At 39.3% G+C, this 26,745-nt stretch carries 27 protein-coding genes, 2 tRNA genes and 2 pseudogenes; 8 read left to right on the top strand and 23 right to left on the bottom strand.

Going from position 1 to position 26,745, the window contains the following annotated elements; genetic code table 11:
- Positions 1 to 408: 408 nt before the first annotated feature.
- A complete protein-coding gene (gene copM, locus X781_RS04755) occupies positions 409 to 1,155 on the bottom strand; it encodes a CopM family metallochaperone (RefSeq protein ID WP_012340846.1) in 747 nt (248 codons plus the stop codon).
- Positions 1,156 to 1,214: 59 nt separating this feature from the next.
- Between copM and X781_RS04750 the strand changes: the two genes are divergently transcribed.
- Both X781_RS04750 and X781_RS04745 read left to right on the top strand, forming a co-directional pair.
- Entirely contained in the window at positions 1,215 to 1,394 is a 180-nt protein-coding gene (locus X781_RS04750; protein ID WP_025235799.1) for a hypothetical protein, read from the top strand.
- A gap of 48 nt (positions 1,395 to 1,442) precedes the next feature.
- On the top strand, positions 1,443 to 1,961 hold the full coding sequence (locus X781_RS04745) for a hypothetical protein (RefSeq protein WP_006248869.1): 519 nt from the start codon (positions 1,443 to 1,445) through the stop codon (positions 1,959 to 1,961).
- 2 nt (positions 1,962 to 1,963) lie between these two features.
- On the opposite strand, the gene tetR(H) is transcribed toward X781_RS04745, so the two are convergent.
- The gene (tetR(H), locus tag X781_RS04740; RefSeq protein ID WP_006248868.1) at positions 1,964 to 2,587 is read right to left on the bottom strand and encodes a tetracycline resistance transcriptional repressor TetR(H); all 624 of its coding nucleotides are present in this window, start codon (positions 2,585 to 2,587) and stop codon (positions 1,964 to 1,966) included.
- Between the two features lie 91 nt (positions 2,588 to 2,678).
- Between tetR(H) and tet(H) the strand changes: the two genes are divergently transcribed.
- Positions 2,679 to 3,881, top strand: coding sequence for a tetracycline efflux MFS transporter Tet(H) (tet(H), locus tag X781_RS04735; protein WP_006248867.1), 1,203 nt, complete (start codon positions 2,679 to 2,681; stop codon positions 3,879 to 3,881).
- Positions 3,882 to 3,981: 100 nt separating this feature from the next.
- Here the strand turns inward: tet(H) and X781_RS04730 are convergent, their stop codons facing one another.
- From X781_RS04730 to X781_RS04710, 5 genes are all read right to left on the bottom strand, one after another.
- The gene (locus X781_RS04730) at positions 3,982 to 4,314 is read right to left on the bottom strand and encodes a DMT family transporter (protein ID WP_006248866.1); all 333 of its coding nucleotides are present in this window, start codon (positions 4,312 to 4,314) and stop codon (positions 3,982 to 3,984) included.
- Positions 4,315 to 4,352: 38 nt separating this feature from the next.
- Entirely contained in the window at positions 4,353 to 4,802 is a 450-nt protein-coding gene (locus X781_RS04725; RefSeq protein WP_006248865.1) for a MarR family winged helix-turn-helix transcriptional regulator, read from the bottom strand.
- Between the two features lie 22 nt (positions 4,803 to 4,824).
- Positions 4,825 to 5,127 carry a DUF1304 domain-containing protein gene (locus X781_RS04720; RefSeq protein ID WP_235068793.1) on the bottom strand — a complete coding sequence of 101 codons (303 nt, stop codon included), beginning with the start codon at positions 5,125 to 5,127 and terminating at the stop codon, positions 4,825 to 4,827.
- Positions 5,128 to 5,414: 287 nt separating this feature from the next.
- Entirely contained in the window at positions 5,415 to 6,515 is a 1,101-nt protein-coding gene (locus tag X781_RS04715; protein WP_012340848.1) for an MBL fold metallo-hydrolase, read from the bottom strand.
- Between the two features lie 171 nt (positions 6,516 to 6,686).
- The gene (locus X781_RS04710; RefSeq protein WP_012340850.1) at positions 6,687 to 7,301 is read right to left on the bottom strand and encodes a cation diffusion facilitator family transporter; all 615 of its coding nucleotides are present in this window, start codon (positions 7,299 to 7,301) and stop codon (positions 6,687 to 6,689) included.
- A 71-nt stretch (positions 7,302 to 7,372) separates the two neighbouring features.
- On the opposite strand from X781_RS04710, the gene X781_RS04705 reads away from it, so the two are divergent.
- A complete protein-coding gene (locus X781_RS04705; protein ID WP_012340851.1) occupies positions 7,373 to 7,771 on the top strand; it encodes a Cd(II)/Pb(II)-responsive transcriptional regulator in 399 nt (132 codons plus the stop codon).
- Positions 7,772 to 7,785: 14 nt separating this feature from the next.
- A pseudogene (locus tag X781_RS12505) lies at positions 7,786 to 8,145 on the top strand (arsenic resistance protein); the annotation flags it as partial.
- Positions 8,146 to 8,197: 52 nt separating this feature from the next.
- Here X781_RS12505 and X781_RS04695 read toward each other — a convergent pair.
- The 12 genes and pseudogenes from X781_RS04695 to X781_RS04635 all read right to left on the bottom strand — a co-directional run.
- Positions 8,198 to 8,824, bottom strand: a pseudogene (locus tag X781_RS04695) (zinc-dependent alcohol dehydrogenase family protein); the annotation flags it as partial.
- Positions 8,825 to 9,398: 574 nt separating this feature from the next.
- A complete protein-coding gene (gene ssb / locus X781_RS04685; protein ID WP_012340854.1) occupies positions 9,399 to 9,851 on the bottom strand; it encodes a single-stranded DNA-binding protein in 453 nt (150 codons plus the stop codon).
- Positions 9,852 to 10,184: 333 nt separating this feature from the next.
- Positions 10,185 to 10,670 (bottom strand): DUF3158 family protein, encoded by a 486-nt coding sequence (locus X781_RS04680; RefSeq protein WP_012340855.1) that lies wholly within the window; start codon positions 10,668 to 10,670, stop codon positions 10,185 to 10,187.
- Between the two features lie 8 nt (positions 10,671 to 10,678).
- A complete protein-coding gene (locus X781_RS04675; RefSeq protein ID WP_012340856.1) occupies positions 10,679 to 11,437 on the bottom strand; it encodes a PFL_4669 family integrating conjugative element protein in 759 nt (252 codons plus the stop codon).
- A 178-nt stretch (positions 11,438 to 11,615) separates the two neighbouring features.
- Complete coding sequence (locus X781_RS04670) at positions 11,616 to 12,806, bottom strand: STY4528 family pathogenicity island replication protein (protein WP_012340857.1); 1,191 nt, start codon at positions 12,804 to 12,806, stop codon at positions 11,616 to 11,618.
- 158 nt (positions 12,807 to 12,964) lie between these two features.
- Positions 12,965 to 13,522 (bottom strand): DUF2857 domain-containing protein, encoded by a 558-nt coding sequence (locus X781_RS04665; RefSeq protein ID WP_012340858.1) that lies wholly within the window; start codon positions 13,520 to 13,522, stop codon positions 12,965 to 12,967.
- Positions 13,515 to 15,161, bottom strand: coding sequence for a ParB family protein (locus X781_RS04660; RefSeq protein ID WP_012340859.1), 1,647 nt, complete (start codon positions 15,159 to 15,161; stop codon positions 13,515 to 13,517). The genes X781_RS04665 and X781_RS04660 overlap by 8 nt, the downstream gene beginning before the upstream one ends.
- Positions 15,162 to 15,169: 8 nt before the next feature.
- Complete coding sequence (dnaB, locus tag X781_RS04655; protein ID WP_012340860.1) at positions 15,170 to 16,531, bottom strand: replicative DNA helicase; 1,362 nt, start codon at positions 16,529 to 16,531, stop codon at positions 15,170 to 15,172.
- An 11-nt stretch (positions 16,532 to 16,542) separates the two neighbouring features.
- The gene (locus tag X781_RS04650; RefSeq protein WP_012340861.1) at positions 16,543 to 17,367 is read right to left on the bottom strand and encodes a ParA family protein; all 825 of its coding nucleotides are present in this window, start codon (positions 17,365 to 17,367) and stop codon (positions 16,543 to 16,545) included.
- Positions 17,368 to 17,464: 97 nt separating this feature from the next.
- Positions 17,465 to 17,550: transfer RNA gene (locus tag X781_RS04645), tRNA-Leu, on the bottom strand.
- A gap of 311 nt (positions 17,551 to 17,861) precedes the next feature.
- On the bottom strand, positions 17,862 to 19,322 hold the full coding sequence (gene xseA, locus X781_RS04640) for an exodeoxyribonuclease VII large subunit (RefSeq protein WP_025235798.1): 1,461 nt from the start codon (positions 19,320 to 19,322) through the stop codon (positions 17,862 to 17,864).
- Positions 19,323 to 19,463: 141 nt separating this feature from the next.
- A tRNA-Met gene (locus X781_RS04635) sits at positions 19,464 to 19,540 on the bottom strand.
- A 204-nt stretch (positions 19,541 to 19,744) separates the two neighbouring features.
- On the opposite strand from X781_RS04635, the gene mltA reads away from it, so the two are divergent.
- Together mltA and X781_RS04625 are read left to right on the top strand one after the other, a co-directional pair.
- Entirely contained in the window at positions 19,745 to 20,854 is a 1,110-nt protein-coding gene (mltA, locus tag X781_RS04630) for a murein transglycosylase A (protein ID WP_025235797.1), read from the top strand.
- Positions 20,855 to 20,868: 14 nt separating this feature from the next.
- Positions 20,869 to 21,324, top strand: coding sequence for a DUF5358 family protein (locus X781_RS04625; protein ID WP_025235796.1), 456 nt, complete (start codon positions 20,869 to 20,871; stop codon positions 21,322 to 21,324).
- 35 nt (positions 21,325 to 21,359) lie between these two features.
- Here X781_RS04625 and purF read toward each other — a convergent pair whose 3' ends face one another.
- The 4 genes from purF to argG form a co-directional block, all read right to left on the bottom strand.
- A complete protein-coding gene (purF, locus tag X781_RS04620) occupies positions 21,360 to 22,877 on the bottom strand; it encodes an amidophosphoribosyltransferase (protein ID WP_025235795.1) in 1,518 nt (505 codons plus the stop codon).
- A 14-nt stretch (positions 22,878 to 22,891) separates the two neighbouring features.
- Positions 22,892 to 23,395 (bottom strand): CvpA family protein, encoded by a 504-nt coding sequence (locus X781_RS04615; protein ID WP_025235794.1) that lies wholly within the window; start codon positions 23,393 to 23,395, stop codon positions 22,892 to 22,894.
- Positions 23,396 to 23,627: 232 nt separating this feature from the next.
- Positions 23,628 to 24,089 (bottom strand): ribonuclease HI, encoded by a 462-nt coding sequence (gene rnhA / locus X781_RS04610; protein ID WP_025235793.1) that lies wholly within the window; start codon positions 24,087 to 24,089, stop codon positions 23,628 to 23,630.
- Positions 24,090 to 24,180: 91 nt separating this feature from the next.
- Positions 24,181 to 25,512 carry an argininosuccinate synthase gene (gene argG / locus X781_RS04605; RefSeq protein ID WP_025235792.1) on the bottom strand — a complete coding sequence of 444 codons (1,332 nt, stop codon included), beginning with the start codon at positions 25,510 to 25,512 and terminating at the stop codon, positions 24,181 to 24,183.
- Positions 25,513 to 25,711: 199 nt separating this feature from the next.
- Here argG and X781_RS04600 point away from each other — a divergent pair, with 199 nt between their 5' ends.
- On the top strand, positions 25,712 to 26,740 hold the full coding sequence (locus tag X781_RS04600) for a glycosyltransferase family 9 protein (RefSeq protein WP_025235791.1): 1,029 nt from the start codon (positions 25,712 to 25,714) through the stop codon (positions 26,738 to 26,740).
- Positions 26,741 to 26,745: the final 5 nt, after the last annotated feature.

Below are 26,745 nucleotides of genomic sequence, written 5' to 3'. Positions count from 1 at the left end.
CGAGCAGCCGCTGCATCGGACGGTGTCTGCACAGGGCGGTGCTGTCCGTGTCCGTGTCGGCACTCGTGGTGTTTGGGTGGTTTGTGTGTTTCTTGCTTCATCACAATTTCTCCTGTTGGGTTCATAGGGTCATCACCGGTCGTTTACCGAAAAAGCAGGTACGGATTGGGCCGGTCAGAATGACGGTTTTTTTCAGGCTGCCTGCAAATACCGATGCCGTCTGAAAAAGCAGAAGGTTCAGAACATCGCTTGCCGATGTGTCCGACAAGTCGGCATCATCATTTCCTTGGGGCTTGTTTTAAAGGTTGCCTGAAAACCCCAAATGCCGTCTGAAAAAGCCTTAAACCTGTTTTCAGACGACCTCAAAAGCACCGCTTTATCAAAAGCGGTGTTTTTGCCTTATTGCCCCTACTGTTTTAACCAGTCTTGCATCAGCTTGATTTCAGGTTCTTGGGCTTTGATGATGTCTTGAGCGAGCTTTTTCATTTTTTCGTCTTTGCCGAACTGTAATTGCACTTTTGCCATCTCGACCGCCCCTTGATGATGCGGAATCATTGCTTTGGCAAAGGCAACATCAGGGTTTGGCTCATTGATTGCCGCCATCATCGCCTCGTGGTGCGCCTTGCCTGCGGCATAGGCCTTGGCGTGCGGGGCTTGCGGGTTTTGGGTTGCGGTATCTTTACCCGCCAGCCAAGCGTTCATCAGGTCGATTTCACTTTGTTGTCCATCAATAATCGCTTGGGCAAGTTTTCTCATTGTTTCGTCTTTGCCAAATTCAAGCTGTACTTTTGCCATCTCAACTGCTCCGATATGGTGCGGAATCATACCTTTGGCAAAAGCGGTATCAGCATCAGCAAGATTGCCCGCTTTGCTCATCTCATCGCCCATCTTGTTCATCATTGCAAGATAGGCTTGGGTATGGGGCGGAGCATTTTGAGTGTCCATCGCCATAGCAGAGTGGTTCATATGGGCGTGGTTCATCTCTGCGTGCCCGTTTTGGTTATTTGGGCTGTCGTGGGTGGTTTGGGTGTGGTTATTGTCGCCTACCATCGAGTGCGTCGGCACTTCGTTTTTGCCGTCGGCACAAGCGGTTAAAGTCGCCAAAATAAGGGCAAGGGCAGATAATTGTACGGCACGGTTTTTAAACATTTTCATTACAGTTTTCCTTATCAAAATGGGATTTGGCAAACATTGGGCAAACATAAGTCCGCCCAATGTTTTTAGCTAATCAATTACTTGCAATCACAATCGCCACAAGTGCAGTTTTGACAAATGCACGGCTCGCCATTTTGGCAGTTGCATTTTGGATTGCAATTTTGCCCTGTGCAAGATTGGCAACCGCAGTGGGCGTTTGGGTTTTTGATGATGTCGTTCATAACAATTCTCCAGATTAAAGGTTGATTATCAAAACAAAAACCGTTTTTAAACCCATTAATAAAAAAATGCCATTTAAAACGGTCACTTTTGCACAAGCAACAACCAATGATGGTCAATCCTTATTAGCGGTTAATGACTTATTTATTGGCCCTAAAAGCCACACTTCCGCACAGTATATTTTGCAATGGAATGGCGCTGAAGAAGTGCAATCTTCATCAGGCATTATTGTATCAACAGGATTGGGATCAACGGGGTGGTTTCAATCTATTCTTGCTGGTGCGATGGCAATTACAGGAGAAGCTTCGCACCCTCTATTACAAGGCTTTAGCTGGAGTGATCGAAAGCTACAATTTAGTGTAAGAGAGCCATTTCCAAGTAGAACAACAGGTGTTGCACTGACTTTTGGCACTATTGAGCCTGACTCACCACTGCAATTAGGATCTTTGATGCCAGAGAATGGCGTAATTTTCTCTGATGGCATCGAAGATGACTATTTACAATTTAATGCAGGTTGTATTGCTCACATTGGTATCGCTGACATACAAGGGCAACTAATTAGCCAAAAAGGGCGTCAGCGAATTTAGATTTATTTAGCGCTCTTTAATACTGTTTCAAGTCCAGAGATCATCACATCAAGGACAAACAAAAATGCAGCATCACCATTATCACTATCCATAATTGCAACGGCTTGGGTTAATAATGGCGGATAGGCAACAGTATCCGTCTCTACTTTTTCACGCTCTTTTTGGCTTTCTTGATGCTCTTGAGTTTCCAGTACGGAGCCTAATGTAAAATGCGCAATAGAGCTTAATGCATACACGGCTTGAGATAGACTAAACCCAGCATCACACAAAAACTGTAGTTGCTGTTCTGATGTCTCAAATTGACTTTCAGAGGGGCGTGTTCCCGCATGAATTTTGCCACCATCACGATACATTAATAAGGCTTGGCGGAAGCTTTTCGCGTTATTTCGCAAAAAGTCCTGCCATGTTTCATTCGGCAATGGCAAAACATGATGATGGTGCTTTTGCAAAATAGTTTCTGCTAATGCATCTAACAAAGCGCGTTTATTTTTTACATGCCAATACAATGTGGGTTGTTCCACACCTATTTTTTGCGCCAGCTTACGCGTTGTTAATCCTTCAATACCAACTTCATTAAGTAAAATCAACGCATTATCAATAACTTGTTCTTTATCTAGCTTTGCCATTACCTACCTCAAAATAAAATAGCCTTGACAATCTATCACTGATAGAGATATATTACACCCACTCAATCACTGATAGATTTTTAGGATCTCAATGAATAAATCAATTATTATTATACTGCTGATCACCGTATTAGATGCCATTGGTATCGGGCTTATCATGCCAGTACTCCCTACTCTATTAAATGAATTTGTCAGTGAAAATTCACTGGCAACCCATTACGGTGTGCTATTAGCGCTCTATGCTACCATGCAGGTTATTTTTGCTCCTATTCTAGGACGACTGTCTGATAAATACGGCAGAAAACCCATCTTGCTGTTTTCCCTTTTAGGCGCGGCACTCGACTATCTTTTAATGGCATTCTCAACCACACTTTGGATGCTCTATATTGGGCGCATCATTGCGGGGATCACAGGCGCAACAGGTGCCGTATGTGCATCAGCGATGAGTGATGTGACTCCCGCTAAAAATCGAACTCGCTATTTTGGTTTCTTAGGTGGTGCTTTTGGTGTTGGCCTTATTATCGGCCCAATGCTAGGGGGATTATTAGGTGATATCAGTGCTCATATGCCATTTATTTTTGCCGCTATTTCACACTCGATATTATTAATACTCTCTTTGCTCTTTTTCCGAGAAACACAAAAAAGAGAAGCGCTTGTTGCCAATAGGACACCTGAAAACCAAACTGCCTCAAATACAGTCACTGTTTTTTTTAAGAAAAGCCTCTACTTTTGGTTAGCAACCTATTTTATTATCCAGCTTATCGGGCAAATTCCTGCCACCATCTGGGTGCTGTTTACACAATATCGTTTTGATTGGAACACAACTTCTATCGGTATGTCTTTGGCGGTTCTGGGTGTATTACATATTTTCTTTCAGGCGATTGTCGCTGGGAAATTGGCACAAAAATGGGGCGAAAAAACCACCATTATGATCAGTATGTCTATTGATATGATGGGCTGTTTATTATTAGCGTGGATAGGCCACGTTTGGGTCATCTTACCAGCATTAATTTGCTTAGCGGCAGGAGGTATGGGGCAACCCGCATTACAAGGTTATTTATCAAAATCTGTCGATGATAATGCGCAAGGGAAATTACAAGGTACTCTGGTGAGCCTAACCAATATTACCGGGATCATTGGTCCCCTTTTATTTGCCTTTATTTATAGTTATAGCGTCGCTTATTGGGATGGTCTGTTATGGCTGATGGGGGCAATACTTTATGCTATGTTGCTTATTACCGCTTATTTTCACCAAAGAAAAACCACACCTAAAGCTGTTATTTCAACCCCTTAATACTAGAAATTATAAAGATCATAAAAGTCCTGTCCGCTCTTAATAACGTTGATAGGACTTTATTTTTATCGCTTGAATTTTCCCCCAAGCGGTGTTTTTTTTAATGCCCACCCATTTTGGACAGCGTATTCATCATTATCACACCTGCCAAAATCAAGCCAATGCTCGCAATTCCCCAAAAATCGACCTTTTCGCCAAACACCACCACGCCCACAATCGCCGTCAAAACCAAGCCCACGCCAGACCAAATCGCATACGCCATTCCCAAAGGAATGCTTTTTAACGCCAATGACAGCAAATAGAACGCCAAGCCAAAACCCAGCACAAAACCAATAGATGGCAAAGGCTTGGTAAAGCCTTGCGATAGTTTTAACATCGTTGAGCCAAACACTTCGCTAACAATGGCAATGCCCAATAATACAGACCAATGCATCATAAGCTCCCAATTTTTATCAACGCCATTTGGCGTAGTTACTGATTTATACGATTGATGAAAGTGTTCATTTGCTCATTAAATAACCGCTCCAAAATGGCAAATTCATCAATTAACTTTTCTAGTTGCTCAATACCAAAACTTTGGGCGGTGTTATTTTCTATTCCCAATAATGGAGCGATGATACTTTTGGCATAATTTTCGCCTGTGTCGGTTAGGCTTAATAATTTGGCTCGTTTGTCGCTGGGATTATCCTGCATTTCTACAAAAGATTGATTGATAAGATTTTTGCAAATGGTATGTACCGTTTGTTTGGGCAATGCCCATTCATCACAAATGTCTTTTTGGGTTAAGGATTTTTTGTGATAAAAACTGTATAAAATAAACATTTCGCTTAATAGCACGGTTTGGGTTTTGGCATAGCTTTCAAAGGTGCTATCAAGGCTTGCGGTGAGTTCGGCAAGGCGGGCGAGTTGGGTTTGGTTCATTATTATCTACCTACAAAAATCATTATTGACTTAAACATAAAATAAGGATTGCCAATAATGCAGGCAAGCCTTGTTTTATTAAAATGGCTTTATTGGAAGTATAAGCACCCCAAAGCCCTGCAATAAGCACAAAACTTAAAAATAAAATACTCGCTTGAAATTGTACTATTTGCGGAGCAATAAAATACGCCCACAATAATCCAGTTGCCAAAAAACCATTATAAAGCCCTTGATTGCTAAATAAAGTTTGTACCTGTTTTTGTGCCATAAAATCATAAGATAAACCAAAACTTTTTTTGGCAAGTCGGCTTGGTATCATAAACATTTCTAAAATCATAATAAAAAAATGTTCCAATATGACCACCAAAACCAAAAATGTTGCAAGAAATTTCATAATTGACCTTATCATAGACATTGCAAAAATATTTACGAGCCAATCATCAATATCAGTGCAAATGAATTAAATTGGGAAAATTAAAATTAGTCCTAAAAATTACTAATTTCACATATTATAGTCGATTTTAGGACTAATAGCAAGGTTTTTGACAGTTTTTTGGGGCTTAAAACAAAAAACACCGCTTTTATTTCTGCAAGCGGTGTTTTTATTATCCACTATTCCACCCCTTCCCACCATTTTTCAAACTTGGGATTGTCATCAAGGTAGAATACTTCGCCTATTTTAGGAGTAAAAAGCGGTAAATTTTCTTGTTGGGCGGATTGGCTTAATAATACCATCGGTTCATTCCAAGCGTGTTTGGCAAGGATAAATTTACTATTATGCACCGCCAATAATTTTTTGGGATTTAAATCTTTGACCGCTTGAATGAAATCGTTAGGCAAAAAATGAATATTCGCCCAGTCTTTATCATATTGCCCATTTTCCATAATCGCCACATCAATATTAGGAAATTGCTTGGCAATGTCTTTAAAAAACACATCATAACCGCTATCGCCACCGATATAAATGGTTTTATTGCCCGCTTGTAACATAAATGATGCCCACAGCGTTTGATTTTGTTTTAAAGCACGCCCTGATGAATGGCGAGTGGGCAAGGCGGTAATGTTTAATTCGCCCAATTTAATCGCCTGATACCAATCCAATTCAACAAGCTGATTGGGCGAAAATCCCCAGCGTTCAAAATGTTCGCCGTTGCCAAGCCCTGTAATTACTTGCCCAATCCTATCTTTCATTGGTTTAATCGTGTCATAATCCAAATGGTCATAATGGTCGTGGGTAATAATCAGATAATCCACTTTTGGCATATCATCGGGCGTATAAATATCCGCCCCTTTAAATGGTTTTCCCCCAAAAGGCAGGGGCGTTGCCGATACCAAAACAGGGTCAATCAAATAAGTTTTTTGATTTAAATGTAGCAAATAAGACGAATGTCCAAGCCAAACAAAATAATCTTTATTTTTGGGTAAAGTATTTAAATCGGTTTTAATGGACGGTATGGGCGATTTTGGGGCGACATTTTTATCTTTTTCAAATAAAAAACGGTATAAACCTTTGATAATAGAACTCTCGCCTGTCCAAGTGGGCGTGTCGGATAAATTATGAAATTGACCGTTTTTATAATGTGGTGAAGTTTGAATTTTGGCAAGGCGTTCGCCTGTTGGGTTTGCCCCAAATAAGGGTAATTGCAAATACGCCACGACAACAAGCACCAAAACGGTGATGATGATTAAAAAACCGATAAACATTTTTTTCATTAAATTTTCTCAAAAATTGACTGGCTATTCTAGCATTTTGGGCGGTGTGTTTCTTGCCTAATTGGATTAAAAATTTGTCTAATTGGATAATTTTTCAGGCAGCCTGAAAATATTTTGCAAAATTTAAAAATAAAAACACCGCTTGAACATCAATCCAAACGGTGTTTTAAATTAACTGACTTTTAATTCCGCCCAAGCCCTTTTGATGATTTCTTGACTGGCTTGTAATGCCAAAAATGCCAAAACAAACGCCACAATTAAATCAGGATATTTTGATTGAAAAAAATAAACTGCCATACCCGCCAAAATTACCGCCACATTACCAATCGCATCGTTTCGGGAACACACCCACACACTGCGGACATTGCTGTCGCCATCACGAAATTTTAATAATATCAACACTGCCGACACATTGACCAATAACGCCAAAAATCCGACAATGCTCATTTCAGAATAACTGGGCATTTCCCCATAAAACACACGATAAATGGTCGTCATTAAAATAAATAAACCAAAACCGCCCATCGTTAGCCCCTTAACCATAGATGCTTTGGCTCGGTAACTTAACGCCATTGGCAAAACAATCAAACTTATCAAATAATTGGCACTGTCGCCCAAGAAATCCAAACTGTCCGACAACAGCGAAGTTGAACCCGATTTAACCCCCATCACAATTTCCACAAAAAACATTGATAAATTTAATATCAAGACAATCCACAAGGCTTTTTTGTACTTGGGCGATTGATGAATGGGCTGATTTGAACCACAACAATTTTGGCACGCCATTTTTTTGCTCCTGTTTTAAGATGAAATTTGCTATACTATAAACTCCGTAGTCATTACAGGGTCAAGCCAAAATGTCAAAATTTTTTAAAATAAAACAAGCCAGTGAACAAACAGGCGTACATTTGGAAACCATTCGTTATTATGAAAAACAAGGCTTAATCGCCCCCACACATCAACAAAATGGCTATCGTGTGTTTGATGAAAATCAGTTAGAACAATTACGCTTTATTAAAACTTGCCGTAATATCGGTTTTTCTTTAAGTAACATCAAAACGCTGTTGCAATTACAACAAACGCCCAACAAACAATGCAATGAAATCAATGCACTTGCCGAGCAACATTTGGCATATTTGGACGAACAAATCACAGAACTACAACAAGTTAAAACTTTTTTAATGCAATTTGTGGGTTGTGAAAATAAAACGGTTGATAAGTGTCAGATTATTCAAGGTATTAAAGAAAAAGAATAGCGGAATATTTTTCAGGCAGCCTGAAACCTTTTTCCATTATGGGTTTGATTTTGACGGTGGTGTTGCTGTTTGCCTTTCAAGCCCAAACCATTATTGCCAATCCCTTGATTATTTTGCTGATTGCCATTCCCTTGCTGGCACAGACTTACGGCATTTTTGTCTTGGCTCACGTTTTGGCAAAATAGCTCAAATTACCACACGAAATTTCCGCCCCTGAGTGCTTGATTGGCACGAGTAATTTTTTTGAATTGGCGGTGGCGATTTCTTTGTTCGGTTTGCACTCGGGGGTGGCATTGGCAACGGAGGTCGGTGTGCTGGTGGAAGTGCCTGTGATGCTCTCGCTAGTGTGGTGGCTTAATCGGCAGGTAAAATAACGATGTGCCGTCTGAAACTTATTTTTCAGACGGCATATTTACCTTAAAACAATCAAACCTTTACCAAAATCTTCCCAATCTGTGCATTGCTTTCCATATAACGGTGAGCTTCCGCCATTTCATCAAAAGCAAAAACTTTGTCAATTTCTGGTTTTAATTGACCGCTTGCTAAGCCGTCAAACACGAATTTTTTCGCTTGAGCGAGTTTTTCTGGTACGGTAGTGATTTCAAACAATTCATAGCCTCGCACGGTTAAGTGTTTGCCTAAAATTGGGAACACAGGCACGGCGATATCATCGTGGCTTAATGCACCGTAGATGATGTATTTGCCGTCTTGTGTCATTGCGTTGATAATTTTTGCTGCTTCTTTGCCACCCACAGGGTCGAACACTAAATTCACGCCTTTGCCGTTTGTAATTTCTAGTAATTTAGCCGTAACGTCATCTTCTTTGGTGGCAATCACAAAATCCGCCCCTTTCTGTAAAAGCACATCGCCTTTGGCGTGCGTGCGAGACAGAGCAATCACGTTTGCCCCTTGCATTTTGGCGATTTGAATGGCGGCAATGCCTACCGAGCTGGTCGCTCCGCCCAATACAACAAAATCGCCTTTTTGCACCTTGCCAAATTCAATCAAACCGCCGTATGCGGTTACAAACATCATCCAACTTGCCGCAGCTTGATAGAAATAATATGTATTCTGAAAGCGTTGTTAGTCTATTATATTGATGACTAAGAGATACGGCAGAATAAATATCAATAAATTGAGTCCTACCTTTCATTAACACACTTTTTTTGTATTGATTACATTCTTTTGCTTTTTTACATTTATTCTCATATGCCGAATAAGAGATTCTAATTGGTTTTCTGTTAAGAGTACTTTGTTATGAATTAGATCACTAATAACAAGATTATTCTGTTTTTCCCAATTCATTATCCACTGTATAGTTCCCAGCTTATTTCTAATTGTGTTTACTGCGGATTGATTACGTAGTTCCACAGTTACCCATAAGGTTGAATAAAAATCAGGAATACCAGTTTTAACATTAACCAATATAGGAAAACGTTCTCCATTTGAAAAAAAGGACTGTTTCTAATCTATACATATTCATTTAATTTACAAAAATATCATATATAAATACTATCAAATTAAAGATGTTGTGTCGAAATTAATGTAAAAAAAGAGAACCCTTTTAAAATAAAGGGTTCTCTATATTTATATGGGTTTTATTTTACAGTTTTAAATTATATGTAACTCAGAACGGAATATCATCATCAAAGTTATCCATTGGTAAATCTTGTGGATGTGTTGCTTTTGGAGATTGGCTCATAGCTTGATAGTTAGATTGTTGTCCATCTACGCTATTTGTAGCATTACGGCTATCTAACATTTGTAATAGTTCACCTTGGATTTCGGTTGTATAACGCTCTTGCCCGTTTTGGTCTTGCCACTTACGTGTCCGTAATTTTCCTTCGATATAAATTTTAGAGCCTTTACGTAGGTACTGACCACAAATTTCAGCATAACGGCGATAAAAAACGATACGATGCCATTCAGTGACTTCTCGACGTTCTCCGGTATTTTTATCCGTCCAACTTTCAGAAGTTGCCACACTAATATTAGCAACTGCTTCACCATTAGGCATAGTCCGCATTTCAGGATCGTTGCCAAGATTACCGACAATAATCACTTTATTGATTCCTGCCATCGTATTTACTCCTTCAATAAATTAAGTTAGTTCTATTAAACTTGATTCAGCCTAAGAAAAAAGTATTTAATTAAAATTTGGTTAGAGTGAATTTTTCATTTTTACGTGTGCAATCACTTATTCCTCCGTTGTAAAGGCTTTTTCTTCGTGAAGGTAAGGGGCTTGTACCCTTACCTTTAAAAGGCCTTTTAATGCAGGATTTACAAACTGCACTTTTTCAGGTATTACAAACTTGAATATGTCCTAATTAACGGACTGTTTGTTTTACCACGTCAGCCCACCGTGGTTGGCGTTTACACACAACCAATATAGGAGTTATTATATATAAATTTACTACGAATTTAAGTCTGATTTCGCAACGGCATTATCTACCTCTTTCAACTTTTCAGCACAATCTGCCAACTGTCGCAAAATATGATTAAACACCGAAATCTGCATATTAATCAAAATCCTGTCTTTTTCTACTGCGACAACTTTTTTCCTCACCTCCACTGGGACAGACTTATCATCTACAATCGGCTGCCAAACTGTGCCACCGGTTCTGGCATTTTGCATACTACGCCAGCGTAAAAATGTACCGCCTGAGGATGAGGCCTTATCCTTAATCATATAAACAGCCAAAGGTGAAAGATCCTGCCGCACAGACTGCACCATACTATCCTGTGCAGCCATAAAATAAGCCCGAGCTTGAGTGAACTGTTCTTGCAAAAGTTCATAGTCTGAGCCAGTGTCAAAATGGCTAAATAGCTGTTTCAGAGAAGTATTCAGCCCAGAATCTTTGACTAATTGCCGATAAATTTCATCAGAGATGAGGTTCATATCACTCCTTATTTTTGAGATTCATTTGTCTGTGCCGTGATATGGGTTTCTACGGATTGCTCTTCTTCAACAGTAGTGTTTTGCTTGATGAAGGGAGCAAACTCAGCACGATGCTCACCGGTAAGTACAGCATCTGAGAGTGTATAGCCCATTCGTTTTATCGCAGCTTGATAGCGAGCATTCTTTTCTTGATAGTCCCGACGAGTGATTCCTGAACTCTTATAACGCTCAACGATCCCAAAACATTTCCGGATTAACCTTGCACCAGCTTCAATCCAATCTTGAGCTTCTGCACGATTGATAATCGCAATATGAGCTGCCGTCATTACTGAACGGCAAAGGCTATCAAAATCACCAAGTAAGTAGAGTAATTGATACCCTAGCTGTGAATTAACATAAATCGGGTAAGAAATCGGGGAAATATTGGCACAGCGTTCAATAGAAATTCCCTCCGGCAACATTTTGGCGTAGAGCGTGACAATGTCGTTGGTGAGCTTTTGGATTTCCTTCCGATAATTGATCACACTTTCTTCAAATTGAATCAGATAATCGTCAGCATAAGGATCATCTTCTGATGCAGCCCGTTGAATTTGGGTTAGCATTGCAAAGCAATTTGGTACGCTGATAATGGAGGATTGAGTTACTTTGCCTTCCTCATTACGAATCATTGGTCGCCCCACCCATAATTTATGGGCATATTGGGTATGTAACGTAAAAGTGATCTCACTACGAAGTGGACCAAGTTGAGGATCTAATTGAGTGGTCATATATGCTCCTTGTTTATTTGATTATTTTTTAGTCTTTGGAAAGGGGCTTTCCATTGTCTGTTTTTTAATCTTTGCAGACACTGCCTACGCTGTTTATTTTTTATCCATTGTGTACCTGGTACACACTGATTATTTTTCACTCACTATTAAGCCCCTTAACAGTGATTGTTTTTTAATCTTATTGTAAAAGTAATTCAGCTCTAAACTTCTGCATACGACTAGCCATTTGCTCTCTGTCTGCTGAAGTTAAGACCGGTTTCTCAGTAGGCTGCTCAGTCAGTTTTTGTATAGAATGAGCAGAATTATTGTTAGCCTGATTCTGTGAGGGAAGATTTTTTCCTAATTCAAAATAGTAGGGTTTAAATTCACCCTGCTTCGCCCGCTGGATAAGCGTATAGAGATAACCTTTCGGTTTTTTCACATCCTGCTTTTGAATAATGCGTTGTTGTGCTTCCAACAAAATAGCTTGGCATAAACCGAGGTCTAATCCCTTCATTGCCTGTGCAGTAAGTTTTTGTTCAAGTGAAGTTAATGGGATTTCTTGTGGCCAAGTAATTTCGCTCGGTTCCCCAGTACAGTACTTATTAATATATAAAGTACGGTACTGTACATCTGACTTCCCTAATGGAAGTAAGTCTAAAATCAATGACTTATCTTCATTTTTAGCCCTAACTCCCTTATTGGAAGTCTGGTTTTTAGAGGATTTTTTCCTGACTTCCTCATCAAAATCCCTAACTTCCATAGTGGAAGTTAGGATGTTTTGTTGAATTTTGCTTAATTCTTGTTCTGTTTGCGATGGCTGTTTATCTTTCACCAGCTGCTGTTGCTGGTATATCTGATAACGACTTTGTAAACAGTCTAAATGAGAGACATAGTGCCATTTGGTTTTGTCTGTTATTAGACTTTCAACAATATGATTTGCCACACCATTAATAAGGCTATCTTTATGTTTGGTGCATTTATCTAAAAAAGAGAGATAGTCGCTATTTAATTGAATTGCATCTAAAATTGGCACAGGTTCATCATGTAGGATATAAACATTACCTTGTACATAACCTCGCTCATCACGCACTGTTTCACATAAAGTAAGCCAGCGAGTAAGACGGAGTAAATAGAGTGTTTGAGTCACGACTTTTTCCGATAATTTAGCCTCCGCATAAGGTCTATCGGATAACATTTTGCTGAGCGTCTCATAAGAGGGAAATAATCCTCCTTGAAAGGCTTGAACATTGCACTTAATGAGCTGCCAAGCAAACTTTGCTCTTGGTGTAAGGCAGGGATCTTGTAATAATCGAGTAGGGACTGTTTCGTGTTGGTTGCCAAAAAATAGCAATCCATGCTCTGTTGGCTTATTCGTGCTGCTAAACATTGTTTCTCTCCACCAGGATAAAAGAGTTTTTCTCTTGCTATTCTCTCTCCTATGGCTATAATGCACGGGACTTCTGCAAAGTCCTTGTAATTCATAAGATAGAGATACAAGACTCAATATCGAATGCCCCAAAGCTCCAACTTCGGGGCATTTATTTTTTACTTATGTTTTGAATACCATTCGGAAACCAGTTTCCAAACAACCGTTAGATTCATATTGCCTTCCTCAGCAATCAGACACAGAAGCTCTAATCCTTCTTGTGAATCTAGGATTTCCATTCGTTGTTTGTATCTTTGCCAAATTTCCCAAATATGGGTAGATTCTTCATCACTTGCTGCCGCTTTTCGTCCCATTTTTTCTTCGATACCGAGTAATTGACGGCGAGCCGAGACTTCAGAGGTTGATAAACCAAAATACTGGTGCAACATTTCAATAGAGGCTCCGAGCAATAATGCTCGGTCAATAATTTGTCGCTGTTGAGTATTGGCTTGTGCAATAGCCAGTAATTTCCAAAAGGTTTCGTGATTAATCTCCACCTTAGCAAAAGAGACAACGGAGTTGCTAATATCCATAATTTCATCAATACTGAGATTATTGATCGCTTTTAGTTGCTCCTCAGAAAATCCCATTTTTAGACAAGGATGGATATTTCCCTCTTTAATATTGAGCAGGGCGTTACCAATCAATGCTTCATTTACGGTAATCGGCTTAATCATTTTCTCCTCCTTGTTGGCGAATATGGCGACTGACCCGAATGAGACGGAAAATTTTGACTAAGGTAAGATCATCAAGCTCAAACAGGAATTTGGAATCTAAGACACAGCTATTTTCATCTTTATGTTCAGCAGTCTGTAACATTGAGAGGAATGAGTAGAGTGTTAAAGCAGACGGTGAAAGTTCAGTATCTGCCGGTTTCATTGCATAAGTGTAATCCACTGGTTGTTTCACAATATGTTCAACCAGATGGTCAATGCCCATACTTTCGGCAATATCTAAGGCCAGTGAGTAGGCCTCTGAGCGATATTGACGTGCGGGGTGAATCAACCAAATATCTTCAACCGGTTGGCGACCTTCACAAGCAAAAGTCAGTCCATTCGCTTCAGCTCGTTGCTCTCGCTGTTCTTGAATACTCATTCCCGGAGTGAGTCCAAAGTTATGGGCAATTTGGGATAGATAATCTTCTTGATTATCTTGGTTATCGAGCAATGAAGAGCCAAGCTGAGATAAATCAGTAATAGCGTTATTCTGCTCATCATCACTTTCGTTATCATCAATTACCTCATCAATAATATGTTGAGCTTTTTGGGGAGTAACGGCTTTATTTTCATTTTTGATGAGAGGTTCAGATTTTGCAGTTTGTTGTTCCTGTCTGGTATTGATTTGATCGACTGTTTTTTCAACTAAATTATCAATTTCTTGTTGTTTAGCCGCTATTTTTTTGAATTTTTGTTCATCTAAGTCAATATCCAGATAAAGTGTTTCAAAACTCACTTTACCCTCTAAAGCTTCAACCATTGCCGTAATCAATTCACTTTGGAATTCTTTTGCTTGAAATGGTGTAGCCTCATTAAATTTGGATAAATTTTCTGACCAGAGCGATTCAAAAGTAACATCAGTATCAAATTGATGGGCTGCCCATACCTCTTCAGCATTATTACGAATAGCTAATAGTTTATCGATCTGTGTATGACCAAGACCACTAAAAAGAACTTCTGGTATATGTGGATATAAGTAATTAACACAACGTTCCATTTTAAGAATGAGAGCATGAGAGATAATATATCCATCATTTTCTAACTCAGAAGATAACTCTCTCGAAGAAAGAGACTTACCTAATTTTTTCTCGTAATACTCCTTCGCCTGCAAAATCCCCAATGCTTTTTCAATAAATGACAAATCCGCACGGGTATCATTTTCAATCAAATGCCCGATAAGTAAATTGAGTTCAGCTTCGACACTGTCGGCAGTATCACCTTGCCAAGGTTTATATTGACAACTGATGGACCAAAATTTTGGATCTTTGGTCTCGGTAAAGAGCTCCTTGAGTGCCTGAATACGAGTATTACCACCGTCAGCGATAATATAGAAATCTTCTCCCGGACGACGGGTGATATTCGGCTTATGATCTAACCCTCGACGACGAATAGACTCTTTGATCATCTCAAAGTTAGGGTTACGGGTTTTCCGAGGGTTATGCTCATACGGACGCAACTTATCCAGTGTTACTGTAATATATTCAACATCGCTACTGTAATGCGTTGGTGTGGCTGTTTGGTAGGATGGAGCCGTATTTGAAATAGGTGAAACATTTAATCCTTTTGCTATCGCTGCCAGTCTTTTTTCATCTTTTGTCATAATCTATCCTAATGCGTTGTGTTTGTTCTGTTTTCAAATAGGGCAAATTCACTTCTGAAATTCGTCATTACGGAAGTAAGTGGTCCGTTTCTTTGCTTGCCGATAATGATTTCAGCAGTGCCTTTAAACGGAGAATCCGCATCATAAACTTCATCTCGGTAGATGAATAAAATGACATCGGCATCTTGCTCAAGTGAGCCGGATTCCCGTAAATCAGAGTTGATCGGGCGTTTATTGGCACGTTGTTCCACAGACCGGTTCAGCTGAGAGAGGGCATAAACCGGACAATCCATCTCTTTTGCCAGTAATTTGAGTGAACGAGAGATGTTGGCAATTTCTAAATTGCGATTTTCATAACGTTGCGAGGTTTGCATTAACTGAATGTAATCAATGAAAATAGCTGCCGGTTTGCCATATTTACGAGCATTTTGTCGAACTTTAGTGCGTAATTTTTGAGGCGTGAGACTACCTTCATCATCAATAACTAAACGATTTTTCCAATGTTCTAGGATATAGCCCATTGCTGAGGTTAGTTTTGACCATTCCTCATCATCCAAACTGTCTGCCTGTCTAATATTTTGCAATCCCACTCTGGCACGCATAGCTAGAAAACGTTGTAAAATCTGATCTGCCGGCATTTCCATGCTGTGATAGAACACAGGAGCCGACTCGAATTTTTTAAGTGTATGGTAAGCGATAGTTTGAGAAAATGCGGTTTTTCCCATAGAAGGGCGGGCACCAATCACGATTAAATCGCCTGGCTGTCCACCTGTTGTCGCTTCGTCAATACCTTGAATACCAGTTGGAGTACCTGTCACAGGATCTCCATTTTTAGCCGAGAGTTCCATACGAGAGAGCATATTGGCAAAAATATCACTTAAATCTGCTGCAGATTTTGTATTATCTGATAGGCTAAACTCAGTAATTTTTTTCTCAATGTCATCAACAACAGCTTCAAACTTATCTGGCGTTTTCGCACTCTGTGTCTGATCAACAATAAACTGCCCCAGTTTTAAAAGCTGTCGCTGTTTACTATATAAGAGAACGATATCCGTATAAGCGTGGATATTAGCTGTAGATGGAGTGTTTTTGACTATTTCTGCAAGATAAGCAAATCCGCCCAAATCCTCGATCACTTTTTTCTGGGTAAGGTATTGATCCAATGTCAATATATCTGCTGGTTTACCGGCTTCAATCAATTCGGAAATATGCTTAAACAGTAGACGGTGAGTAAAATTATAAAAATCCCCCTCATTGATTTTGCTACTCACTTCATCAAAGAGTTCATTATCCAAGAGTAATCCACCGATTACTGAAAATTCAGCCTCTATAGAATGCGGCTGTACAAGTGATTTATTTAAGCTAGACATACATTCTCCCTCTATGCTGAGAAGTGAGAGTTTGCAAACTGTGGCATCAGTAACGCACAAAGCTGACTGATCGTTTCATATTCAGCTTGGCTCTGACGATAGACCGGTTTTGAAAAAGTTGCCGCTTCACGATATGCCACGCGGTCAGGTACCGAAAATTCCAGCAATGTTTTGTTTTCATCAAACTCATTTTGGAAGAGAGTATGAAGGTAGTCGGAAACCAATTTGACATCTTTAGTGTGATCAACACAGTTAATCATCGCTTTCAGCGGTGGTAGGGTAAAGCCAAATGCCGTAAAGGTTTCGAGGTCTTGATACATTCCAATCGTGCCACGAATAAACTCCTTAGCAGATAAAATGTGGGGAAGAATAGGACAGAATAAAACATCTGCTGCCAATACAGACATATCGACAGTAATATCTCTGGTACCACGAGTGTCAATAATGATGACATCATAACCTTCAATTTTCTGGAGCAGTAAACTAAAACGTAATGCACCGTCAGGTGAATCTCTCAGCATTGGGCTGATTTTATTTGACGGGTCATTAGACTGGATCAAGTCAAGATTTGGGATAGTCGTTCTAGAAATAATGTGGGTAGGATCTACATCTTTAAAATGCAGAAATTCGTAAGTTCCACCGGGAGCTTGATATTCCAACTCATAATAAGAGCTTAATGTGGGTTGGGTATCGGTATCAATAAGAAGGGTTCTTAGACCGTGTTCTGCACAGAATGCACCAATGTTAGCAGCATTCGTACTCTTGGCAGAGCCACCTTTAGTTGAAGCAATAGTAATGGTAAAAGGTTTGTTTGTACCGTTTTGTAATGGTTTCATAATTTACTCTCTTAACAAGGGTTAAGGAGTATTGGCCATTAATACGGTGTATTTGAATTGATTATTTGAAAGAGAGAAACTACAAGTGTGATTCAAATGGTGCCTGAGGTCGGACTCGAACCGACACGGTTATTCACCAACGGATTTTGAATCCGTCATGTCTACCAATTTCATCACTCAGGCTAAGAGTGCTTTTTATTCAATCGCCTGTATGTCCTATCAGTTTACGCATAAGATTTTGAATCCGCTGCGTCTACCGATTTCGCCACACTGGCTTAAATTTTGCGAGATTATAGAAAAATATGACCGCTTGTGCAAGCGTAAAAAACGCCTTTAAAATCGGTTGATTTAAAATTCAGCACTCAAGTCATCTTTACAAAAATAGTTATGCACATCATCTGTGGATAAGTAAGTGTACAACCCTGTTTATAAATATTTAACCTACTGATTTTCATATAATTAATTTTCAAAATAGATGGCGTTCAAAAATTCCCCTACAAAAAATCCACTACTTGACTTCTTATTTTTCCTGTTTTTAGCTGTGTAATGATCATCTCTCCAGGCTTGATATCACTGCTTGAAGTGAGCATTTTTCCCGCCTCTGTTTGCGTAATTGAGTAACCACGAGTGAGAATTTTCAATGGGCTTAGCCCTTCCAATTTAGTACAAAGTTCTTGGAAATGTTGTTGCTCTTTGAGCATCGTTTTTTCCATTGCATAATTCAAGCGTTGAGAAAATTTTGCCAGTACCGTTTGTTGTTGATTAACTTGGTAAGGTAGCGGATTTCGCTCAAAACGCTGAACCACATTTTTCCACTGTTGCTGTTTTTTGTTTAGTTTTTGCATTATTTGCCAGTGTAGTCTTTGTTCGATTTGAGCTAATCGCTGGCTTTGACGTTCTATCTGCTTTTGTGGGTGCTGATTGATTAAACGTAAATTGAGTTCTTTCGTTTGCTGTGTTTTCTCTGAGAGCAATTTATAAACCGCCTGTTCAAGCCTATATTCAATATAGTCAAATTTTTGTTGGCGTGCTTGAATATGCTTCATTGGGTGTTGAGCATTTAGGCGTAAATGAAGTTGTTGGAAGCGAGTCATTTTTGCTGTCCAAAGTCGGTCAAAGGCTAAATTGACTTTATCAAATTGGTGTTGTAATTGGCGTTTTAGCTCGTTTTGATCACGGCTTACCAATTCCGCTGCTGCTGAAGGGGTTGGAGCTCGTAAGTCAGCAACAAAATCAGCAATAGTTACATCTGTCTCGTGCCCTACTGCACTGATGATCGGAATGTTGGAATGATAAATGGCATAAGCAACGACTTCTTCGTTAAAACACCATAAATCCTCTAACGAACCACCGCCCCGTCCAACAATCAGCACATCACATTCATTACGGCAATTGGCAAGTTCTATTGTATTGACAATATCTTGTGTGGCTTCCTTACCTTGAACTAACGTTGGGTAAATCACCACTTCTAGGCTTGGATCTCGGCGTTGTAAAATATGGAGAATATCTTGCAACGCTGCTCCACTTGATGAAGTAATAACTCCAACCTTTTTTACAAATTGTGGAATAGGTTTCTTATGTTCTTGAGCAAATAAACCTTGAGCCGCTAATTTTGTTTTAAGCTGCTCAAACTGTTGCTGTAATAGTCCTTCCCCTGCTAATTGCATACTTTCAAGAATGATCTGGTAATCGCCTCTTGGTTCATACAGAGTTACACTTGCTCTTACCAGCACTTGCATACCATTTTGCGGACGAAAATTTACTCTCGCATTTTTCATCTTAAACATTGCTGCACGTACTTGGGCTTTATCATCTTTTAAGGTGAGATACCAATGCCCTGAAACCGGTTGGCTGAAATTAGAAATTTCGCCGGTCAGCCAAACTTGGTTGAGTTCCATTTCAAGCAAATGACGGACAGAATAGTTAAGTTGGGTAACAGTTAAAATATTGCTCATAATCCAAAAAAATTTTAGGGAAGATGACTTCAGTGTAGCGAGAAATAAGAAAGAGAGGAAGTATTTAATGGAAACAAGCGGTGGATTTTCACTTATTTTTTGTAAAAGAAAAGCCCTTGATAAAATCAAGGGCTGAAAATTTGGTTGCGGGGGCTGGATTTGAACCAACGACCTTCGGGTTATGAGCCCGACGAGCTACCAAGCTGCTCCACCCCGCGTCTGATGGATACATAATATATCAATTTGTCATAATGACAAGCGAAATTATAAAAAATCACTCTAAGTGATTTAATTTAAAACAGAAATAGTATAAAAATACGTTTATTGATTTAAATATAAACAAGCCATATTCTTGTTTTATTTTAATAGCATTTTTGCTATGCTTCATTTTTCACATTTTATTAACGATGAAAGGATTTTCGATGAATTGGAAAGCATATAAAAAGTCAATTGCTGCGACAACTGTAGCTTTAGTTGCCGGTATTTTAGTGGGTTGTTCTTCTACACCAAGCAAAAAAAGTGGTTCAACCTCTTATGATGCTGATAAAGCAAAATTTGGGGCGAAATATAACGGTCGTCAGTTTATGCCTTATGGTACGCATTTTCAAAGCGGTCGTTTAAGTTTAAATGCTACCCCTGTTAATCAGAACGATTTTTTACAACAGCTTTCTAATGTTCGCACTTATAGCAGCCTAGCCAATATCCATTCGTTAGCTTATGGTAAAGTGAGCCGTTGGATTTCATCGGGGGCAAATATTAATGATCTGGCGAAATATGGTATTAGTACACGTTTAATGCGTGGCGAAGATGGTTATCAAAATGTATTAATGACAGGTTATTACTCGCCTGTAATTAAAGCTCGTCGCACTCCACAAGGGCAATATCAGCACCCAATTTATGCAATGCCATCGAATAAGCGTTTTTCTCGAGCTGAAATTTATGCAGGAGCATTGCAAGGTCAAGGCTTAGAATTAGCTTATAGTAATTCAATGCTTGATAACTTCCTGTTAGGGGTTCAAGGTAGTGGCTATGTTGATTTTGGCGATGGTCGTTTAAATTATTTCGCTTATGCAGGACAAAATGGGTTCAAATATGCAAGCATTGGGCGTTTATTAGTAGAAGATGGCGAAATTCCGAAAGAGAAAATGTCAGTTCAAGCCATTCGTGAATGGGGAGCTCGTAATCCTAGCCGCGTTCAAGGCTTGCTAGAGCGTAATCCATCTTATGTATTCTTCCAAAATGATCCTTACGGCAAAGTAAAAGGCTCAGCAGGTGTGCCGTTAGTGCCATTAGCATCTGTAGCATCAGATCGCAGCATTGTGCCTTCCGGTAGTGTGTTATTGGTTGAAATGCCACTGATTGATAATAATGGAAACTGGACAGGCAAACACGAAATGCGTTTAATGGTTGCTCTTGATGTAGGTGGTGCGGTGAAAGGTCATCACTTCGATTTATATCAAGGTATTGGCGATAAAGCAGGACACGTTGCAGGCTTAATGAAGCACTACGGTCGTGTTTGGGTACTAAACTAATTTAAGTTGGTAGTATGTTAAAAAAAGCATTAATAGTTCTCTTATTTAGTTCATCTTTTGCATTTGCAAATAATTTGGAAAATTCGACCGCTTACAATGAGCCGAAATACAAAATTTCCGAACTGGACGTAAAAATTTTAATTCGTCAGCTAAATAATATTGAGCAATGTATTTATCCTGATCTAGCTAAATCTGATTATCAGAAAATTTATGATAATTGGAATGTAGCTGAACATTTAACGATGCAATATTTTGAGCAAAGGGTGTTAAATGACTTATTGGGGAGAGAAAATTTTCTTACTATGCAAAATGACAAAGCATCAATGGAATATTTTCATCAGCAACATAATAGGTTCAATCACCAAAAGGCAAATGTAGATCAAGAAAAATGTGATGCTTTTAAACCTACTTATCAAGAAATGCATCAGCGTATGCAAAATGCTTTAGCAGAACAGAAGAAAAAGCAATAGCAAAAAACTCGCAGTTTTAGCTGCGAGTTTTCTTTTTAGCTTTCGTTATGAATTTCTAAGTTTGTGGCTTGCTTTGCCGCTTTTGCCTTAGCTTTATCATTACGGGATTTCGCAATGGCATCTAAATAACATTTATCAATATCGCCTGTGATATATTCACCTGTAAATACAGAATCATCAAAGTTATGAATGGTTGGGTTTTCTATTTGAATTGATTTATAAAGAGCATCTAAATCTTGGAAAATCAATTTATCTACACCAATCATATCCGCGACTTCTTCCACTGAACGATCATAAGCCACTAGTTCTTCACAGGTCGGCATATCAATACCATAAACATTTGGATAACGAATTTCCGGTGCAGCTGAGGCAAAATAAACACGTTTTGCACCAGCAGCTCTTGCCATTTCCACAATCTGCTCAGAAGTTGTGCCTCGCACAATAGAATCATCAACTAATAGTACACTTTTGCCTTTAAATTCTGAGGCAATCGCATTCAGCTTGCGGCGAACCGAGCTTTTACGCTGTGCTTGCCCAGGCATAATAAAGGTACGAGCCACATAGCGGTTTTTCACAAAACCTTGACGATAAGGTTTGTACAGTACGTTAGCAATACGCACGGCAATATCGTTTGAGGTTTCCGGAATCGGAATAACGACATCAATATCATCAACAATACGCCCCCATTCACGTTTGATCTTCTCGCCGAGTAATTCGCCCATATGCACACGAGCGGCATAAACAGAAACACCATCGATCACAGAGTCGGGGCGAGCGAAGTAAACGTATTCAAAAATACAAGGGTTAAGTTTCGGATTATCCGCACAAATTTGGGAATGTAATTCGCCCTCAAAGGTAATATAGATAGCTTCTCCTGGCAATACATCTCGTACAAACTCAAAACCCACCACATCTAATGCAACACTTTCTGAAGCAAACATATATTCTGTTTTGCCTTCAACTTCACGCTTGCCTAAAACTAGCGGGCGGATACCGAACGGATCACGAAATGCCACCATACCGTGCCCGATAATCATTGCAATACAAGCATAAGCTCCACGGATGCTATCATTGGTTTTGCGTACTGTTTCAAAAATATTCTCCGGGCTTAAATGCCGGGTAGAATACAGATCGAGAAAATAAGCAAAAATATTAAGAAGAGATTCTGAATCTGAATTGGTATTAACGTGGCGACGAGCTTCGTTAAACAAACGCTCTTTTAACTCCGCGTTATTCGTTAAGTTACCATTATGTACAAGCGTAATCCCAAATGGCGAATTTACATAGAAAGGTTGAGCCTCTGATACACTTGAACTCCCAGCCGTTGGATAACGAACGTGTCCAATCCCCACATTGCCTTGTAAGCGTAGCATATGTTCTTGCTGGAACACATCACTCACTAAACCGTTCGCTTTGCGTAAGCGGAAACGATTTTCGTCGTCTATGGTAACGATACCTGCAGCATCTTGTCCTCGGTGTTGTAATAATGTTAAGCCATCATAAATCGCCTGATTGACAGGTGAGTTCCCAATAATACCGACAATGCCACACATATAGAAAAACCTCTTTATTTAGTCGAGTTTAGAAAAGTAGAATTTGTTTGTAACTGTTCAAAGAACCATTTCACAATAAAGTCAAAATGTGGAATTAATAATGATGATTTCCATAATTCCGTTTGGCTTGCTTGCGTGAAAGTATCTAAGAAAAATAAAATTGCCGAAACAATTAGAATGCCGCGTAACGCTCCAAAAGCACCGCCTAAAATACGGTCGGTAATAGACAAACCGCTTAAATCAATCACCTTGCCTAATAAACCGTTAATTACGCCACATACAATTAACGTTAAAATGAATAAAATGGCTGCTGCTAAACCATTGCGTAAAAATTCTGAATTTTGCAGATAAACTGAATTTATCTGAGTAAAATAACCACTTAGATAAGGGTAAAACGAACTTGCTACAAAAAAAGCAATTACCCAACCAAGGAGCGATAACGCCTCATTCGTAAACCCTCGCCATAAACTTACCAGTACAGAAAACGCAATGATCCCGATAATAATTAAATCAACCATAAAAACCCTTAAAAGCTTAAAGCTCTCCTATTTTACAAAAAAAGAAAACGTTTGCGTAGCCCTATTTTGCTAAAAATTACTCATCTACACAAATTAACAAGCGGTAAGATTTTTTGAAAATTTTGCAGATTGCAAATTTTTCGTAACAAACGCTTTGCGTTTGAACGTTGGCTTTGCCAACGGCTCCGAAGGAGCGAGCGTAGCGAGTAAATATAACCGCTTGTAAAAATACTTATTCTACAACATAGCCGACATCATCTAAAGTCGGATTGTTTGCCCCATTTTTTGCCAGCTCATCACAAATTTCATTTTCACGATGACCTGAATGCCCTTTCACCCACGCCCATTCAATTTGATGGCGTTGAATTTCTTTATCTAACGAAATCCATAAATCTTTATTTTTAACGGGTTTCTTATCACTGGTTTTCCAGTCGTTTTTCTTCCAATTAAAAATCCATTTCTGAATGCCGTTTTTCATATATTGGCTATCGCTATTCAGCTGCACTTTGCAAGGCTCTTTTAGCATTGACAATGCTTCAATTACCGCACGCAATTCCATTCGGTTATTGGTGGTTTGAAAATAACCTTTGCTGACAGTTTTCTCGTGCCCATTATAGCGAAGCAGAATGCCAATTCCACCTTTGCCGGGGTTCCCCAAACACGAACCATCTGTAAAAATTTCAACTAATTTCATCACATTCACTTTACAAACAAAAGCCCCAAAGCATTAACTTTGGGGCAGCTTTTGTTAGATTCTAAAAGTTATCAGAATTTGGATCAACTTATTATTTCTTGCCAAGTTGCGGAATCACACTGTTGTTCGCTGATAATAAGCCTGCATCCGTATAAACTGCTAATTTACCGCGAGTGTCTACAATGTCTAAGTTACGCATTGTTAATTGACCGATACGATCCGCCGGTGTGAACGGTGCATCTTCCACTTTTTCCATACTTAAACGTTCTGCTTCGTAGGTTAAGTTTGGTGATTCTGTGTTTAGAATCGTGAAGTCGTTACCACGACGTAGTTCAAGCGTTACTGTACCGGTAATCGCTTTCGCTACCCAACGTTGAGCCGTTTCACGCAACATTAGTGCTTGCGGATCAAACCAACGACCTTGATACAATAAACGACCTAAGCGTAAACCGTTAATGCGGTATTGTTCAATCGTATCTTCGTTGTGAATACCCGTAACTAAACGCTCGTAGGCAATGTGTAATAACGCCATTCCCGGAGCTTCGTAAATACCACGAGATTTCGCTTCGATGATACGGTTTTCGATTTGGTCTGACATACCTAAACCGTGGCGACCACCAATGCGGTTCGCTTCCATAATTAATTCCACCGCATCATCAATACGTTTACCGTTTAATGCAACAGGCACACCTTCTTCAAAAGTTACAGAAACCGTTTCCGGTTTGATTTCAACCGATTCGTCCCAAAACGCCACGCCCATAATCGGTTTTACGATCTTCATTCCGGTGCTTAATTCTTCTAAGTCTTTTGCTTCGTGGGTTGCACCTAGCATATTTGAGTCGGTTGAGTAGGCTTTTTCCACTGACATTTTGTAATCAAAGCCGTTTTCGATTAAGAATTTTGACATCTCTAAACGACCGCCAAGTTCATCAATGAAAAGTTGATCTAACCACGGTTTATAAATTTTTAATTTTGGGTTAGTTAATAAGCCATAGCGGTAGAAACGCTCAATATCATTACCTTTAAAAGTTGAACCATCGCCCCAGATGTTTACATCATCTTCTTTCATTGCGGCTACAAGCATTGTACCGGTTACCGCACGACCTAGAGGTGTAGTATTGAAATAAGGAATACCGCCTGTTGAAATATGGAACGCACCGCATTGGATTGCCGCAATCCCCTCGTGGGCTAATTGCTGACGGCAGTCGATTAAACGAGCATTCTCCGCACCATATTCCATTGCTTTTTTCGGAATTGCGTTGTAATCATCTTCATCCGGCTGACCTAAATTTGCGGTATAGGCATAAGGCACTGCCCCTTTTTTACGCATCCATAAAAGTGCTGCTGAGGTATCTAAACCACCTGAAAATGCGATACCGACTTTCTGACCTAGAGGTAAAGCTTCTAAAATTGTTGCTGACATACGAATTCCTATAAATTTTGAAAGTAAAAACAATTAAACGCAAACGCTTGCGTATGCATTCAAGGAAAATATTCTAGCTGAAAAGCGTTAAAAATTCATCTAAAATTTACTGACCCGAATTGCAAAGTTTTGGTAGAATTTGACCGCTTACCCAAATACTTTAAATGAGCTAGATGTAAATTTAAAATAGAGATATACAATGAAAAAACTACTTGTGATCCGAAATGATAAAATCGGCGATTTTATGGTCTGCTTTCCCGCTTTTGCGATGTTGAAGCAATCATTACCTGAAGTGGAAATTACCGCACTTGTGCCAAGCTATACCGCTCCACTTGCAGAACTTTGCCCTTCTATTGATAAGGTCATTATTGATACGCCAAACAAGAAAGATAAAAATGAGTTTAACCGTATTTTACAAGCGGTTAAAAATGAACAATTTGATGCGGTAATCTGTTTTGTATCCGATTGGTATAATGCAAAGCTGACTTGGCAAAGTGGTATTAAACATCGCCTAGCTCCGGCAACAAAGTTATTTCAATTTCTCTATAACCATCGTTTAACCCAACGTCGCTCTCAATCGGCAAAAGCAGAATCGGAATATAATTTGGATTTAGCCCGTGCGTTTTTAGTCAAACATCACGTTAAAATTGTAGAGCCTAGCACACCTTATTTAGCGTTTGATGAGAAAACTGTCCAAATACAAAAAGCGAAGTTATGTGAGCAGCTGAATATTACTCCCGATAAAAAGTGGCTGTTTGTGCATAGTTCAACAGGTGGTTCTGCGAATAATTTATCTCTTGAGCAATATGCGGATTTGATTCAAGGCATTGTGGCAGAATTTGACTGTTATGTGATTTTGACGGCAGGAAAAGACGAAAGTGAAAAAGCAAACGCCTTAGCTGAAAAAGTAAATCATAAAAATGTAGTAGTGTATGACAAAAACGAAGGGCTGCAAGATTTTTCACGCTCGCTTGCCTGTGCTGATTTGTTTATCGCCGGCTCAACCGGTCCATTACATATTAGCGGAGCATTGAATATTCCAACGATTGGATTTTATCCAAGCCGGCTTTCTGCGATTCCTCGCCGTTGGAAACCGATTAATGATGTCGATAAACATATTGCATTCTGCCCGCCATCTGACAAAGCATCACAGATGAATTTAACCTTAATATCAATTCCTAATTCATTAGAAACTATTATTCCGTTTATCAGGAAAATTTGGGCATAATTTAT

It is taken from the genome of Mannheimia sp. USDA-ARS-USMARC-1261 (genome assembly GCF_000521605.1).
GTDB lineage: Bacteria > Pseudomonadota > Gammaproteobacteria > Enterobacterales > Pasteurellaceae > Mannheimia > Mannheimia indoligenes.
This window is presented reverse-complemented; position numbering and strand designations above follow the sequence as displayed.

Excerpts from the sequence above, each read along its gene's own strand:
- copM (WP_012340846.1), bottom strand. The coding sequence starts at position 1,155 with ATGAAAATGTTTAAAAACCGTGCCGTACAATTATCTGCCCTTGCCCTT.
- X781_RS04750 (WP_025235799.1), top strand. The coding sequence starts at position 1,215 with ATGTTTTTAGCTAATCAATTACTTGCAATCACAATCGCCACAAGTGCA.
- X781_RS04745 (WP_006248869.1), top strand. The coding sequence starts at position 1,443 with ATGCCATTTAAAACGGTCACTTTTGCACAAGCAACAACCAATGATGGT.
- X781_RS04730 (WP_006248866.1), bottom strand. The coding sequence starts at position 4,314 with ATGCATTGGTCTGTATTATTGGGCATTGCCATTGTTAGCGAAGTGTTT.
- X781_RS04725 (WP_006248865.1), bottom strand. The coding sequence starts at position 4,802 with ATGAACCAAACCCAACTCGCCCGCCTTGCCGAACTCACCGCAAGCCTT.
- X781_RS04720 (WP_235068793.1), bottom strand. The coding sequence starts at position 5,127 with ATGTTTATGATACCAAGCCGACTTGCCAAAAAAAGTTTTGGTTTATCT.
- X781_RS04715 (WP_012340848.1), bottom strand. The coding sequence starts at position 6,515 with ATGAAAAAAATGTTTATCGGTTTTTTAATCATCATCACCGTTTTGGTG.
- X781_RS04710 (WP_012340850.1), bottom strand. The coding sequence starts at position 7,301 with ATGGCGTGCCAAAATTGTTGTGGTTCAAATCAGCCCATTCATCAATCG.
- X781_RS04705 (WP_012340851.1), top strand. The coding sequence starts at position 7,373 with ATGTCAAAATTTTTTAAAATAAAACAAGCCAGTGAACAAACAGGCGTA.
- ssb (WP_012340854.1), bottom strand. The coding sequence starts at position 9,851 with ATGGCAGGAATCAATAAAGTGATTATTGTCGGTAATCTTGGCAACGAT.
- X781_RS04680 (WP_012340855.1), bottom strand. The coding sequence starts at position 10,670 with ATGAACCTCATCTCTGATGAAATTTATCGGCAATTAGTCAAAGATTCT.
- X781_RS04675 (WP_012340856.1), bottom strand. The coding sequence starts at position 11,437 with ATGACCACTCAATTAGATCCTCAACTTGGTCCACTTCGTAGTGAGATC.
- X781_RS04670 (WP_012340857.1), bottom strand. The coding sequence starts at position 12,806 with ATGTTTAGCAGCACGAATAAGCCAACAGAGCATGGATTGCTATTTTTT.
- X781_RS04665 (WP_012340858.1), bottom strand. The coding sequence starts at position 13,522 with ATGATTAAGCCGATTACCGTAAATGAAGCATTGATTGGTAACGCCCTG.
- X781_RS04660 (WP_012340859.1), bottom strand. The coding sequence starts at position 15,161 with ATGACAAAAGATGAAAAAAGACTGGCAGCGATAGCAAAAGGATTAAAT.
- dnaB (WP_012340860.1), bottom strand. The coding sequence starts at position 16,531 with ATGTCTAGCTTAAATAAATCACTTGTACAGCCGCATTCTATAGAGGCT.
- X781_RS04650 (WP_012340861.1), bottom strand. The coding sequence starts at position 17,367 with ATGAAACCATTACAAAACGGTACAAACAAACCTTTTACCATTACTATT.
- xseA (WP_025235798.1), bottom strand. The coding sequence starts at position 19,322 with ATGAGCAATATTTTAACTGTTACCCAACTTAACTATTCTGTCCGTCAT.
- mltA (WP_025235797.1), top strand. The coding sequence starts at position 19,745 with ATGAATTGGAAAGCATATAAAAAGTCAATTGCTGCGACAACTGTAGCT.
- X781_RS04625 (WP_025235796.1), top strand. The coding sequence starts at position 20,869 with ATGTTAAAAAAAGCATTAATAGTTCTCTTATTTAGTTCATCTTTTGCA.
- purF (WP_025235795.1), bottom strand. The coding sequence starts at position 22,877 with ATGTGTGGCATTGTCGGTATTATTGGGAACTCACCTGTCAATCAGGCG.
- X781_RS04615 (WP_025235794.1), bottom strand. The coding sequence starts at position 23,395 with ATGGTTGATTTAATTATTATCGGGATCATTGCGTTTTCTGTACTGGTA.
- rnhA (WP_025235793.1), bottom strand. The coding sequence starts at position 24,089 with ATGAAATTAGTTGAAATTTTTACAGATGGTTCGTGTTTGGGGAACCCC.
- argG (WP_025235792.1), bottom strand. The coding sequence starts at position 25,512 with ATGTCAGCAACAATTTTAGAAGCTTTACCTCTAGGTCAGAAAGTCGGT.
- X781_RS04600 (WP_025235791.1), top strand. The coding sequence starts at position 25,712 with ATGAAAAAACTACTTGTGATCCGAAATGATAAAATCGGCGATTTTATG.